This window comes from Burkholderiales bacterium (genome assembly GCA_013695435.1).
Classification (GTDB): domain Bacteria; phylum Pseudomonadota; class Gammaproteobacteria; order Burkholderiales; family JACMKV01; genus JACMKV01.
On sequence record JACDAM010000064.1, the window covers coordinates 1 to 14460 of the forward strand.

The window sequence follows — 14460 nt, forward strand, 5'->3', positions numbered from 1 at the left end:
AAGCAGCACGATCAATGCGCCGGTCGCAGCCCACGCCGCGAAACCCGCAAGACCGTCGGTCTGGGCGATACCCAACATGACGACCAGCGCGATACAGAGACCGAGACCGGCGTTGCGCAACAGATACGTCTTGCCGAACGTCGTACGCTGTTCGAGATGCGATGCCGCCGCTTCACCGTTGCGACGTTCGAGTTCGCGTGCGTGGGCGATCAAACCCGCGCCTTCGAGGACCAGGCCGAACGCGATTGGCCAGGCCAGCACGCCAAGTAAACCTGCGAAAGGCAACCCTTGCGCAAACAGGACAGCGGCATAGACCAGCCCGACAACGAGCGCGCCCAGGGTCAGCATCGCGCCGTAGAAAGACGTCAGCACCTGCCAGTGATTCCAGAAAGGCCGCGCTTTGATGCGGTAAATGTTGTGCATCGCATAGAGCGCGAGCGTGCCAGCGACGCCGGCAAGCCACCCTGCTGCAGATTGCGCAATCTGCAGCGAAGATTGCGGCACAAACGTCAGCCATCCCGAAAACGCGAGCAGCAGGGTATAGAGTCCCATCGCGTTATAGAACACCGCAATACCCGCGACTTCGCGACTGACCGGAGAATATTTGAGATTGTTGAACGCCCGATAAAAACGATGCGGCTTGCCGAGGTGCATGGTCGAAATGAAAAGCGCGAAAGTCTCCGTTGCGAGCAGCGCGAACAACAGCGCCGGATGCGCAATCGGATGCGCCGCGGGCGACAATACTTCGAGCCCCAGGAGCGGCCCCAGGAACAGCGCCAGAAACGCGCCGATCACGCCTTGCGAAATCAGCGTGAACAGCACCAGCGGATCCTCGCGCGAGCGCAGTTTTGCAAAATTCCAGCCGCGCGTCAGTGGCTTCTCCGCGACTTGCGGTTTGTACTGGCTCGCATTTTTGCCGTCCCGTTTGACGTAGACCAGCGGCATGCTGTCGGTGCGCCGCATCTCTCGGGGCAGCTCGACCGTTTGCTGGAAACGAATGTTCGGATGCGTGATGTCCGGATCGGGAAACCCGGGAATGGCAAGCTTGTTCTGCACGCGGTTTTTGGGCGGCGTTTCGATTACGCCGAAGTCGAGCGCGCCGGCAAGACACGCGGCGGCGCAGGCAGGCTTGAGCCCGACTTCGAGCCGATCGACGCACATATTGCATTTCGAAACTTCACCCTTGACCGGATCGAGCTGCGGCGCATTGTACGGGCACACCCAGGTGCAATAGCCGCAACCGAAACAGATGTCGGGGTCCTGCAGCACCGCGCCGTACTCCGCGAACTTGGTATAGGCGCGCGTCGGACAGCCTTTCAGACAAACCGGATCGTCGCAGTGGTTGCACGCCATCGAAATATTGACGCGCTTGAAATCGGGATAGCTTCCGCCTTCGACATAGCCGACCGAGCGGAAGCTGATATGCGCGGGCAAATCGTTCTTTTCCGAACACGCGGCTTCGCAGGCATGGCAGCCGATGCAGTTGTCGGCGGTGAAATGGAATCCGTGCTGTTTATAGCGGTCGGGATTCGCGCCTATGCCTTCGTCATTATTGATCCTGAGACTCGTTCCCGCGAGCGGATCGTCTTCGCGCACGAGCCGGATCGGCTTGCCGTGCTGATTGACTTCGATGCCATTCGCGGGCGGCAGGAAAGCGTAGCCGGGTTCTTCGAGGCGGACTTTAAACACGATCGTGTCCCAGGAAGTAATTCGGTTCGGTTTCAATTGGGCCATGTCGTTCCGGCGAAAGCGGGAATCCAGTGGCTTTGGTCGAACGAGGCTGGATCCCCGCCTGTGCGGGAATGACGAAGGGGCGGTTTGGTCCGCGCGATGCCGGAATGACCATTTTTTCAATAACTCCGCGCCGCGACATTCGCCGCAGCCGCCGCCAATTGATCGGTCGCAGGTTCGATCTTGACCGCGCACTGCTTGAACGCCGGCTGCCGCGAATAAGGATCGAGCAGCCCCAGGGTCAGCCGATTCACGCATTCGTGGAAATGAAACGGAATGAACACCATGTCGTGCGGCACGCGATGCGTGAGCTGCACGAGCACGACTGCGTAGCCGCGCCTCGAAATCAGCCGCGCGTAGGTCATGTGGCCGATGCCGAGTTCCTGCGCCGAATCGGGATTCATTTCCATGTACGGCGTCGGGCTGAATTTGTTGACGTTGCCGATCTTGCCGGTCCGCGTGCGCGTATGAAAATGCTCGACCACGCGGCCGCTGTTGAGCCAGAACGGGAACTGCTTGTCGGGCCGCTCGTTGTTGTCGACGAACGGCAGGGGTATCAGCTTTGCTTTGCCGTCTGGATGCTGGAATATGCCGTCGGTATAAAGGCGCGGCGCGCCCGTCTCGTCGCCCTCGGGACACGGCCATTGCATGCCGCGCTGCTTTTCGATTCTGTCGTGCGTCATGCCCGAATAATCGAGCATGCGCCCCTTCGACAGCTCGCGCATTTCATCGAACACCTCGGCCGGCGTTTCGGGAAAGCGCATCTTGCGCCCCTGCTCGAAGCGTTTTGCGAGCTCGTTGAAAATCCATAAATCGGGTTTGGAATCGCCGTGCGGTTCCATGACTTTGCGCACGAGATTCACGCGCCGTTCGGTATTGGTGAACACGCCTTCCTTCTCGCCCCAGAGCGCTGCCGGGAGAAAAACGTGCGCGTACTTTGTCGTTTCGACGTCGGCATACGCGTCCTGCACGACCAGAAATTCGAGGTTTTGCAGCGTCTTCTTGATGCGCGGAATATTCGGCATCGAGGTCATCGGATTGGTCGCTACCAGCCACAGCGCCCTGATCTGGCCGGTTTCCATTGCCGGGAAAATATCGGTCATGAACAGGCCGCGCTGCTTCGGGAAAAATTCGGGGTCGATGCCCCAGAATTTGCCTATCGTTTCGCGATCCTTTTCTTTTTCGAGCGCGCGATAACCGGGCAAACCCGAGCACGACGACCATTCGCGCGTACCCATCGCATTACACTGGCCGGTGATCGAGAGCGACGTGCCGCCGGACTTGCCGATATTGCCGGTGATCAGATTCAGACTATTGATCGCGACCACGCCATCCGAGCCGTGCGTGCTCTGGTTTATGCCCATGGTCCAGATCGACATCGCGGCATTGGCTTTGGCGTAGACGCGGGCGACGTGCCGGATTGTGTCTTCGTCGATGCCGCAAATGCCTGCCGCGGTCGTGGGATCGTAAAGCGCCACGAGCTTGGCGAATTCGTCGAAACCGCTGGTATGCGCAGCTATATACGCCTGGTCTTGCAGGCCTTCTTTCAGGATCACGTGCGCCAGGGAATTCAGCAGAACCAGATCGGTGCCCGGCGTGATCGGCAAATGGATGTCGGCCATTTGCGCGAACATGGTAACGCGCGGGTCGACGACGATGACCGGGAACTTGCGCTCTTCGAGCGCCATTTTGAGCCGCCAGTAAATGATCGGATGCTGCTCGGGGAGATTCGAGCCGAACGCGAGCAGGCATTCGGTATGGCTGAAATCGTCATAGCAGCCCGGCGGGCCGTCGGAGCCGAACGAGCGCTTGTAGCCAGACACCGCCGAGGCCATGCACAAGGTGGTGTTGCCGTCGTAGTTGTTGGTGCCGATGACGCCACGCGTGAGTTTGCCGAGCGTGTAGAACTCTTCGGTCAAAATCTGGCCGGTCGAGACGATGGCGAGGCTGTCACGTCCGTATTTTTGCTGAATGCGTTTGAATTCGGCCGCAGTATGGTCGAGCGCCTCATCCCAGCCCGTTTCGCGATAGGCGTCGATCGCTTTTTCGCGCAGCAGCGGTTTTGTGCCGCGATTGGCCGAGGTGAACAGCTCGTGCTCGAATATGCCTTTGATGCAGAGCTTGCCGCGATTGACATCGGCGTCAGCGACACCGCGTGCCGCCACCGCCTTGCCTGCCTTGTTAAGGCCGACTTCGATCGAACAGCCGGTCGAGCAATAGCCGCACGTCGTGTATTTCCAGTCGACGACGCCCTTGTCGGCGATTTTGATCGGGTTTTTCTTGCTGCGTCCGAATAGCATTTTTTCCTCAGGTTTCAGCGATGCGAAAGCAGGCTGTCATGCCTCCAGCATCTCGAACTCGCGCTTATCCACCCCCGCTGCGCGTTCTTTCCAGGGATCGGGTATCCCTTCCAGCGCGTACTTGAGCCGGGCGTGCAACGCTTTTCGTCCCTCGTGGTCCTCGACGATTTTCTGCTTCACATAATCGAGCCCGACGCGTGCGACGTAATGCACGGTGCGATCGAGATAACGCGCTTCTTCGCGATAAAGCTGGATGAATGCGCTCGCGTATTCGAGTACTTCATCGTGGGTTTTGACTTTGCACAGAAACTGCGCGACTTCGGTTTTGATGCCGCCGTTGCCGGCGACATAGATTTCCCAGCCCGAATCGACGCCGATGACGCCGACATCCTTGATTCCCGATTCGGCGCAGTTGCGCGGGCAGCCCGAAACCGCGAGCTTGACCTTGTGCGGCGCGTACATCTTCCACATTTCTTTTTCGAGCGCGATGCCCATATTGGTCGAATCCTGCACGCCGAAGCGGCACCATTCCGACCCGACGCAGGTTTTCACGGTGCGCAGCGCTTTGGCGTAGGCATGGCCCGAGGGCATGTCGAGATCGCGCCAGACATTCGGCAAATCCTCTTTTTTGACGCCGAGCAGATCGATGCGCTGACCACCGGTGACTTTCACCGTCGGGATCTGGTATTTGTCGACGACATCGGCGATGCGCCGCAAATCGGCGGCCGTCGTGTTGCCGCCGAACATGCGCGGCACGACCGAGAACGTGCCGTCCTTCTGAATGTTGGCGTGCGCGCGCTCGTTGATGAAACGCGACTGGTTGTCGTCCTCGGCTTCGTGCGGCCAGGTCGAGATCAGATAATAATTGAGCGCCGGGCGGCAAGAAGCACAACCGCTCGCTGTTTGCCAGTTCAGGAATTCGCGCGTTTGCGGAATCGTCAGCAGTTTTTCGTCGCGGATCGCTTTGCGCACTTCTTCGTGCGTGAGTTCGGTGCAGCCGCACATCGCTTTGCGCAAATTCGCAGCCGGCTGGTAAGCGCCGCCGACGGTCGAGGCAAGCAGTTGTTCGACGAGCCCGGTGCACGAGCCGCACGACGAAGAAGCTTTCGTGTGCTTGCGCACGTCGTCGAGCGTGAACAAACCTTTTTCCTTGATGGCGGTGATGATGGTCCCTTTGCACACGCCGTTGCAGCCGCACACTTCGGCGCTATCGGCCATCGCCGATGCCTTGCTTTGCCCCTGGTGTCCGAGATTGCCGAGATGCGATTCACCGAACAGCAACTGATCGCGGATTTCGTGGATATCCTGCCGATCGCGCAGCAACTGGAAATACCATGAGCCGTCGACTGTGTCGCCGTACAAAACGCTGCCGATCAATTTGTTGTCGCGGATCACGAGTTTCTTGTAGATGCCCGCGAATGGATCGGACATCACGATCTCTTCGGTCGTATCGCCGCCGCTGAAGTCACCGGCTGAAAAAAGATCGATGCCGGTTACTTTGAGCTTGGTCGACATCACCGAACCCGCGTAAAGTTCGATACCCATATGCGCCAGATGATTCGCGCACACCTTGGCCATTTCGAACAAGGGCGCAACCAGCCCGTAAGCGACACCGCGATGCGATACGCACTCGCCGACAGCGTAAATGCGCGGATCGTACGTCTGCATGGTGTCGTTGACGACAATGCCGCGATTGCAATAGAGGCCGGTCGATTGCGCGAGATCGCTGTTCGGGCGTATGCCGACCGCCATGACGACGAGATCGGCGGCAAGCTCGCGGCCATCCTTGAATTTAACTGCCTTGACGCGGCTATTGTCGCCGACGATTTCGCTGGTCTGCGTTTTCAGCAGAAACTGCAAGCCTTTCGCTTCGAGCGATTTCTGCAGCATGCCGGCCGCGACCTTGTCGAGCTGCCGCTCCATCAGCCAGTCCATTAAATGCACGACGGTCACGTTCATGCCGCGCAGCTTCAGGCCGTTCGCTGCTTCGAGGCCAAGCAAGCCACCACCGATGACGACGGCATGTTTGTACTGCGCTGCCGCTGCGATCATCGCATCGGTGTCGTGGATGTCGCGATAGGTAATCACACCGTCGAGAGCCACGCCCGGGATCGGCAGGATGAACGGATTCGAGCCTGTCGCGAGCAGCAATCGGTCATACGGTTCTTCGGTGCCGTCGGCAGCGATCACCTTGCGCGCGATGCGATCGATCTTGACGACCTTCTTGTTGAGATGCAGACGGATATTGTTAGCGGCGTACCAATCGACATCGTTCAGCATGATGTCCTTGATCGTCATTTCGCCGGCGAGCACCGGAGACAACAAGATGCGGTTGTAATTGGCGTGCGGCTCCGCGCCGAACGCCGTGATGTCGTACAGGTCGGGTGCGATCTTCAGCAGCTCTTCGAGCGTGCGCACGCCGGCCATGCCATTGCCGACCATCACGAGTTTCAGTTTTTTCATAGCGTTATCCACGGCGCTCGCGCTTCGGCTCGAAAACCAGCTTGTCATTTCCGCGCACGCGGGAATCCAGCGATTCGAAACATGCCGCAGCAGTCTGCGCCGCAAGCCTGGCGACCTCCCCGATGACGACGATCGCCGGGCTGCCCAGCCCCGCGTTCGCAACCGCTGTGGGCAGACTGCGCAAATCCGAAATAACGCTGCGCTGCGACGGCAAGGTTGCGTTCTGGACCATCGCAGCCGGTGTCCGGGACGGCATTCCCGCGGCAAGCAGCTCGGCGACTATCATCGCCAGACGCGACGCGCCCATGTAGATGACGAGCGTGGTCCCGCCTTGCGCCAGCGCTTTCCAATTCGGCTCCGCGCCGTTTCTGGTATGACCGGTGAGCAAAGTCACGCCGCGCGCGCAATCGCGATGTGTAACCGGAATGCCGAGCGCCGCAGCCGCCGCCATACCCGATGTGATGCCCGAGATGACTTCAGCTTCGACACCAGCCGCGCGCAGCGCCTGGACTTCTTCGCCACCGCGTCCGAATACGAAAGGATCGCCGCCCTTGACGCGCGCAACGATGCGTCCCGCGCCGGCTTCGCCTATCATCAGGCGCTCGATGAAGGCTTGGGGCGTGGAAGCACAGCCTCCGCGCTTGCCGACTTCGACGACGCGCGCATCGGCGCGCACGAATTGGAGCACCTCGCGATTGACGAGATCGTCGATCAGTACGACATCGGCGATGCCGAGCGCGCGCACCGCCTTTAGCGTCAGTAGTTCGATGTCGCCGGGGCCGGCGCCAACCAAATAGACTTTTCCTGTTTTCATCTTGCTCGCCGTGGTTGCTCCAGACTCCGGTTTCGCAAGCTCCATACCATCTGTAGATATTCTTTCCGTTCAATGATTTGGTTCGACGGATGGGTTCCGGCCGCTGCGCGCATGCTTGGATATGGTGCACTGCAAACCGATGCTTGCCTTGCTATGGTGCGCGGGGACGCCAGCGTCTCGCGGAATCAGGCGCAGAACGCGGCAACCGACAGAATCGCCGCTGATGGGATTACGCCGCCGGGCACATTTGTTTCCGGTACAGGAATTCGAGCACCGCGGTGCGCAGCTCGTGATAGCGATAATCACTGGCATGGGCCAAGCGGTCCCGAGGCCGCGGCAGATCGACGCTGACGATATCGCCGACCACGGCTGCCGGGCCATTGGTCAGCATCACAATGCGGTCCGACAGTAACACCGCCTCGTCGACATCGTGCGTCACCATGACCACGGTGCTGCGGGTTTTGGCGACGATGTCCATCAACTCGTCCTGCAAATGGGCGCGGGTCAAGGCATCGAGCGCACCGAACGGCTCGTCCAGCAACAGGATTTTCGGCTGCATGGCGAAAGCGCGCGCGATGCCGACGCGCTGCTTCATGCCGCCGGAGATTTCGTGCGGATGCTTGTTCTCGGCGGGGGCGAGATGCACGAGTTCGAGCGCCGCGCGCGTGCGGTCCCTGAGCTGCGCCTTGGGCTCACTCCCGCCGAATACGCGCTCGACGGCGAGATAAATGTTGTCGAAGCAGGTCATCCACGGCAGCAGCGAATGGTTCTGGAAGACCACCGCGCGATCCGGCCCCGGCCCGGCGACTTCGCGGCCATTGACGAATACGTTGCCGCGCGTCGGCATGACGAGGCCTGCGATCAGGTTGAGCAGCGTCGATTTGCCGCAACCGGAATGGCCGATCAAGGTCACGAATTCGCCCTGGGTCACCGTCAGGTCGATGCCGCGCAGCGCCTGAAACAAACCTTTTTTGGTGTAGAACGCAACGTCGGCGTTCTCGATTTGCACGAGCTTTTCCATAGCGATCTCCTAGCGATATTCGAAGCGTCGGGCCAACAGCAGCAGCGCCTGCTCCAGCAGCAGCCCGACGATGCCGACCACGAAAATGGCGATGATGATGTGCTCGACGTTCAGGTTGTTCCACTCGTCCCACACCCAGAAGCCGATGCCGACGCCGCCGGTCAGCATTTCGGCGGCCACGATCACGAGCCAGGCGACGCCTATGGAAAGCCGCACGCCCGTCATCATGTACGGCAGCGCCGCCGGAAACAGGATTTTGGTGAACACTTTCCATTCGGAAAGATTCAAGACCTTGGCGACGTTCATGTAGTCCTGCGGAATTTGCCTGACGCCGACCGCGGTGTTGATAATCATCGGCCAGATCGCGGAAACAAAGATCACCCAGATCGCCGCGGGACCGGCCGCCTTGAATACGAGCAAGCCGATCGGCAGCCACGCCAACGGAGAAACCGGCCGCAGCAGGCTGATGATAGGCGCCGCCATGTCGGATAGAAACTTGAAGCGGCCGATCATGAAGCCAAGCGGAATGCCGACCAGCGCCGCCAGCCCGAAGCCTACGGCGACTCTTTGCAAAGACCCCAGGATGTTCCAGCCTATGCCCTGATCGTTCGGCCCTTTGACGTAAAACGGATCGCTGAACAGAATCAGCGCCGCTTCCCAGGTTTTCGCCGGATTTGGCAGCGTGCTTATCTGCGCTATCAGCGCCCAGATTCCGATAAAGACAATCAGCCCCAGCGCGACGGGCATCATCGCGCGCAACGCGGCCGCGAGGCTGGCTAATGCGCGCGAAGCCGGCGGCGCCGGGCTTTCACCGGGCGTTGCCGGGGCTCCGGTCTGATCCGCGCTGGAGGCCGCGGACCTGGCTGGACGCGGACGGCGGGCGTCGTCGCCGAGCTCGAACTTACGCAAGCTCACTATTCTGATACGTCCGCCGGACGGAGTTGTCGCGAGTTTCATGATTTCCTCTCGATCGTTCTGTTTGAGAGTTACGTTTAAACCCTGACGGCAAAACTGCCGGCGTATTTCTTCGGATCCTTGCCGTCCCAGACGACGCCGTCGATCAGTTTCGCCGAGCGCATCAAATCCGGCGGTATCGGCGCCTTGACCTGGCTTGCGGCTTCCTTGTAAAGCGCGACCTGGTTAACCTTGTTGGCAACCGCGAGGTAGTCGACGTCGTCCTTGAGCAGGCCCCAGCGCTTGTGCTGGGTCAGGAACCACATGCCGTCGGACAGGTAAGGGAAATTCACCGCGCCGTCGTTGTAGAACTTCATGTAGTTCGGGTCGTCCCATTTCTTGCCGATGCCGTTATCGTATTTGCCGACCAGCCGCTGATCGATCACATCGACCGGGCAATTGACATAGGATTTGTCGGCGATGATCTCGGCGACCTTGCGCCGATTGGCCATGGCGTCGATGAACTTCGAGGCGTCGAGGATCGCCATCATCATCGCCCGCGTCGTGTTCGGATTTTTCTGCACGAATTCGGCGGTCGTTCCCAGCACCTTCTCAGGATGGTCTTTCCAGATGCCTTGCGTGGTCTCGGCAGTGAAACCGATCTTGTCGTAAATCGCGCGATTGCCCCAGGGCTCGCCGACGCAGAAGCCGTCCATATTGCCGACGCGCATATTCGCCACCATTTGCGGCGGGGGCACGACGATATTCTTGACGTCCCGGAACGGATGGATATCGTGCGCCGCCAGCCAGTAGTAAATCCACATCGCGTGCGTTCCGGTCGGGAAAGTCTGCGCGAACGTGTAGTCGCGCTTTTCGGTGGTCACCAGTTTTTTCAGCGATCCGCCATCGCTCACGCCTTTGTCCCTGAGCTGATTGGAAAGCGTGATCGCCTGGCCGTTGTGGTTCAGGTTCATCAGCACCGCCATGTCCTTCTTCGGCCCGCCAATGCCGAGTTGCACACCATAGATCAGCCCATACAGCACATGGGCGGCGTCGAGCTCTCCGTTGACCAGCTTGTCGCGCACCGAAGCCCACGACGCTTCCTTGCTAGGCGTGATCTTGATTCCGTACTTCTCGTCGAACCTCATCACCGACGCGATCACGACCGACGCGCAATCGGTGAGCGGAATGAAGCCGATTTTGACTTCCTTTTTTTCCGGGGCGTCGGAACCCGCGGCCCACGCGCCATAACCGAGCGGGCTCGCCAGCATGGCCGCGCCGCCTGCTGCCGCCGCCTGCTTCAGAAATTTCCGCCGCTGTGGCGAACCTGGCGCAATACGTTTTTGCTGCGGTTTTTGTTGCGTCATCGCTGCATCCTCCGCTCTATTCGTTTCCAATAAGCGTTCCAATAAAAAAGGCGCCGTTCGCGCGAGTTTTCTCGCCGAAGGACGCCTTTGTCCGGTTGGGCCATCGTTAGCCCGATTTACTGCACTTCAAATCATCTTCGCAGGCCGCGCTTTTGCCTCGGCCTCGCTTTCATTCTTCTCCGTAGCACACCTCGTGCCCGCCCTGACCAGCAAGATGACACGCTGATCTTGTTCTGTTTTTTGGTACCGTCAGGAAAATCGTATTGCGATGCAACGCACGGTAGTGGTGCGAAAAAAATCAGTTGCGCTCCAGATTGGGTATTTTGCCGCGAGTGCTTGCAACGTTCCGTGGCCAGAGCAAATCGTCTACGGCGATGATGCGCGCGGCGACTTCGCCCATGCGCAGGTTTTTATCCATCGCTTCCTTGCGCAAAGCCCGGAAAGCGTCCTCCTCGCTGATCCCGCGCAGCTTCATCAGCATCCCTTTGGCGCGCTCGATCAATTTGCGCTCGTCGAGCTTGTCCTGCGCCAGGGCGAGCTTACGCTGCAGAACCCGCGATTCGTTGAAGCGCGCGGTTGCGACATCGATGACAGGATTCAAACGCTCGGGCGAGAAACCGCCGATCACATACGCGTCGACGCCGGCGCCGATCGCCGCCTGAATGCGTGCGCGGCTCGCGTCTTGGGTAAAGACGACGAGTGGGCAAGGCCGGCGACGATGCAGTTCAGCCAACAGCGCCAACGCGGCATCGTCCAGCGCATCGACGGCTACGATGATCAGATCGAAATCGCTCGCTTCGCCCAGGCGCGATAGATCGGCAAACGAAGTCAGCGCGGCAGCCAGCCGATGGCCGGCTTTTTCAATCGCGGCCAGAAGCGGCGCGCTTGCAGCGGGCGCGCTGATCAGCAAGATGGATTTCAAGACAGGTACCGCCCGCTCAAGCCGCGACACGGCGGCGCGTTGCGGATGCGCCGGCGACGGCTTTCGCCTGCTCGAAGTCGTCGCTATGACCCGAGGCAAACAGGCAACAGGCGATCTGGTCGAGCAGCGGCGACGGTAACGGCGCCTCTCCATCGAGCGCCGCGCCTATCCAGACCGCAGTCGCTTCGGCATCGATCGCAGCCGGCAATTGCGCCAAATCCTGGTGCGGCGCGGTCTCCTCCATGTCGAACAGATTGCGACTGCCGGCCGCATCGAAGTATTCGATAGACCGCCGCCGTTTCGGATTCGCGTAGGCTTCGCCTTCGGTGCCGCGGGAGAGCAGCGCGCGGCCGCCATTCTCGGCGACATCATTGGCGTCGGAAAGAGCCGCGACCACGACGGTCGCGCCAAGGAACGCGCGCATCTTCTCAAGATAGGCGGGGTGCGAAACCGACACCAGCCGCACGCTCGCGCCGTGGAACGGATCGATCAGCTTGGCGACGCTGTGCGCGCTATTTCGAACGCCGAGCCTCGCACGCCGGGCAAGCAGCGCATCGAGCCCGGCGCACAAAACCGCCGTCGGCGCGAACGCGATGCGCGTCGTCTCCAGCGCACGCTGCACGTGTTCGATCGAATCGCACGGCTGGATGCCGAGCCGGCTGAAAATCTCGGCGCTGGACACGCGTCCATTGCCGTTGACCAGGCCGTGCACAAGCACCGGAACGCCGAAGCGCGCCAGCGCCAGCGCGAGCAGCGGCGTCAGATTGGCCTGGCGGCGCGCGCCGTTGTACGTCGGGATCACGATCGGGCGCGGCGCGCCAGCGGGCGCTTGCAAATGGGCAATGCGTTCCTGTGCGGCCACATGAAAGCCGCACAGTTCGCTCAGCGATTCGGTCTTCATGCGCAGCGCGATCAGAATCGCGCCGAGCTCAAGATCGGGCACTTCGCCGTCCAGCATTGCGCGATACAAAACATGCGCATCGACTTCTGCGAGATCGCGGCTGCCATGCGCGCCCCGTCCGATCTCGCGAATCAGCGAGGCGAGATTCATGGCAACGGCTGATCGCGCAGGATGCGCGGCGCCAGATAAAGCGCGCACGCCGCGAGCCCGGCGCCCGGATGCAGGCTCGCTGCGCACAGGCGCCTGGAGTCGGCCCCGCCGCCACAACAGCAAATCGAATGGATTGCGTTCATGCCGCTGGTTTTAGCAATGCCTGTGCCTAAACCAAAAGGTTCATTGCCATTCCCTATCAAGGAGTGAGCGCGACAGGCGGCATGTCGCCGGTGCGTACTTATGGTGCGACGCGGAATGAAAGAGCGCGAAGCTGGTGCGTACGAAGAGCCGGTTGGTTTTCCCGCCCAAGCGCGCGTCCAAGACAACGTCATAAGCATCCGTGATCTAACGTTATCAGGCTGACATCGCGATAAATTCCGCGAGCACTGCGTTCCACGCTTCGGCGAGATTTTTCCGGTTGTAGCCTCCGCCGCCGAAACCCATGATGCGGCCGCCGGCAGTGCGCTCGGCCAGCAAACACAAGCGGCGCGCCGCGTGCGCATGGGCCGCCTTGCTGTAGTTCAGGTGCGCGAGCGGATCGCCCGCCAATGAATCGGCGCCGCATTGAAACAGGAAAAATTCCGGCTCGTATGCGGTCAGCAGCGCTTCCGCTTTTTCCCATGCCGCAAAAAACTCTTTGTCGCCGGCGCCAGGCCGCAGCGGGACGTTCAGCTTCGTGCCTTTGGCTTTGCCGACGCCGGTTTCGTCGGCGCCGCCGCTTCCCGGATAAAGATAACGACCATCTTCATGAATGTCGGCGATGATCAATTCCGGATCGTCCTGATACGGATAAAAAACGCCGTCGCCGTGATGCACGTCGATATCGATATAGGCAATGCGTTTGACGCGATGCTGCGCGCGCAGGGTTTCGATCACGACGCCGATGTCGTTGAATACGCAAAAGCCGGCCGCCGCATCGGGGCGCGCGTGATGCAAGCCGCCGATGGGCTGGAACGTGCGCGCGCAACCGCGCGCCTCGTTCGCCATAATGCGCGCCAGCCCCGCAAGCGCTGCGCCGACCACCGCCGCGGCCGCCTCATAGACGCCGGCGAAAGCCGGTGTATCGCCGCTGTCGATGAAACCGAGGCCGGTATCGGAAAGCATCCGCACACGGTCGAGATAGCGCGGCGTATGAAATCGCTCGAGCTCGCTTCGCGTGGCGACACCGCCTTCGCACTGGGCTACCTTGCGAGATAAACCCTGACGCTCGGTTTCAAGCCAGAATGCCCGCTGGCGATCGGTTCCGAACGGATGGCCGTCCGGAAAGCCGTAACTTGCGAGCGCGTCGCTGATATAGAGGCAGACCTTGCTCATAACGGATTTCTACAGGGATCGTGGGAACAAGCTAGGCGCGGTGCGCCGGCCTGTCAACGACTGAGGCCGCAGCGATCATCTTTGGCCTGGGGCCTGATACCAAAGTCATATTTAAAATCCTCGCGGCAACGGCAATAATGTCTGATGATGCGTTAGCGCGCACGGATGGCGTGATGAGCACATCCGCCAATCGGGGGCATGTATTCCGCTCGAATGGCCGCAATTATTCGCAGGTAAGTCTGAATTCCTGATGCGCCGGCTTCTGACCATTTTCGTAGGCTTGCTACTCACTGCCGCGACATCGGCGATGGCGGAGCCGCGGAGCGTGCTGGTCGTGCTCAGCGAAAACGCAGGCGCTTACCGCGAAGCCGCTGACGCCCTTGTCGCAGCTCTGGAAAAAGACAACTCCCGCCCGCAGGCGCTGGTTCGCATCGTTCCGCTATCTGCGCTGGCGCGCGAAGCCGAGCGGTCTACCCCCGGCCTGATCGTCCCGGTTGGAACGCGCGCAGCGCAGGCGGTCGCGGCGCTGGAATCGCCAGCGCCCGTGCTGAATACGCTGATCCCGAGCCAGGTTCACAGG

The 14460-nt window shown here is 60.5% G+C and carries 12 protein-coding genes; 1 reads left to right on the forward strand and 11 read right to left on the reverse strand.

The features are described 5' to 3' along the window. From H0V78_03875 to H0V78_03925, 11 genes are all read right to left on the reverse strand, one after another. A partial coding sequence (locus tag H0V78_03875; GenBank protein MBA2350942.1) for a dimethyl sulfoxide reductase anchor subunit occupies positions 1–1734 on the reverse strand: 1734 nt, incomplete at its 3' end. A 116-nt stretch (positions 1735–1850) separates the two neighbouring features. After that, positions 1851–4031: a nitrate reductase gene (locus H0V78_03880; protein MBA2350943.1), complete on the reverse strand. Its 2181-nt coding sequence runs from the start codon at positions 4029–4031 to the stop codon at positions 1851–1853. Positions 4032–4067: 36 nt separating this feature from the next. Then, positions 4068–6494: an NAD(P)/FAD-dependent oxidoreductase gene (locus H0V78_03885; GenBank protein ID MBA2350944.1), complete on the reverse strand. Its 2427-nt coding sequence runs from the start codon at positions 6492–6494 to the stop codon at positions 4068–4070. 4 nt (positions 6495–6498) lie between these two features. Then, positions 6499–7308 carry a uroporphyrinogen-III C-methyltransferase gene (cobA, locus tag H0V78_03890; GenBank protein MBA2350945.1) on the reverse strand — a complete coding sequence of 270 codons (810 nt, stop codon included), beginning with the start codon at positions 7306–7308 and terminating at the stop codon, positions 6499–6501. A gap of 229 nt (positions 7309–7537) precedes the next feature. Then, positions 7538–8329: an ABC transporter ATP-binding protein gene (locus tag H0V78_03895; GenBank protein MBA2350946.1), complete on the reverse strand. Its 792-nt coding sequence runs from the start codon at positions 8327–8329 to the stop codon at positions 7538–7540. Positions 8330–8338: 9 nt separating this feature from the next. After that, positions 8339–9286, reverse strand: a complete 948-nt coding sequence (gene ntrB / locus H0V78_03900) for a nitrate ABC transporter permease (protein ID MBA2350947.1) — start codon at positions 9284–9286, stop codon at positions 8339–8341. Between the two features lie 35 nt (positions 9287–9321). After that, positions 9322–10590, reverse strand: a complete 1269-nt coding sequence (locus H0V78_03905) for an ABC transporter substrate-binding protein (GenBank protein MBA2350948.1) — start codon at positions 10588–10590, stop codon at positions 9322–9324. Positions 10591–10888: 298 nt separating this feature from the next. After that, entirely contained in the window at positions 10889–11512 is a 624-nt protein-coding gene (locus tag H0V78_03910; protein MBA2350949.1) for an ANTAR domain-containing protein, read from the reverse strand. A 16-nt stretch (positions 11513–11528) separates the two neighbouring features. Next, positions 11529–12563: a DNA-binding protein YbiB gene (gene ybiB / locus H0V78_03915; GenBank protein ID MBA2350950.1), complete on the reverse strand. Its 1035-nt coding sequence runs from the start codon at positions 12561–12563 to the stop codon at positions 11529–11531. Beyond that, on the reverse strand, positions 12560–12706 hold the full coding sequence (locus H0V78_03920) for a hypothetical protein (protein ID MBA2350951.1): 147 nt from the start codon (positions 12704–12706) through the stop codon (positions 12560–12562). The genes ybiB and H0V78_03920 overlap by 4 nt, the downstream gene beginning before the upstream one ends. A 214-nt stretch (positions 12707–12920) precedes the next feature. Further along, on the reverse strand, positions 12921–13880 hold the full coding sequence (locus tag H0V78_03925) for an acetoin utilization protein AcuC (protein ID MBA2350952.1): 960 nt from the start codon (positions 13878–13880) through the stop codon (positions 12921–12923). A gap of 250 nt (positions 13881–14130) precedes the next feature. On the opposite strand from H0V78_03925, the gene H0V78_03930 reads away from it, so the two are divergent. Beyond that, on the forward strand, positions 14131–14460 hold a 330-nt coding region (locus H0V78_03930; protein ID MBA2350953.1), incomplete at its 3' end, for a hypothetical protein.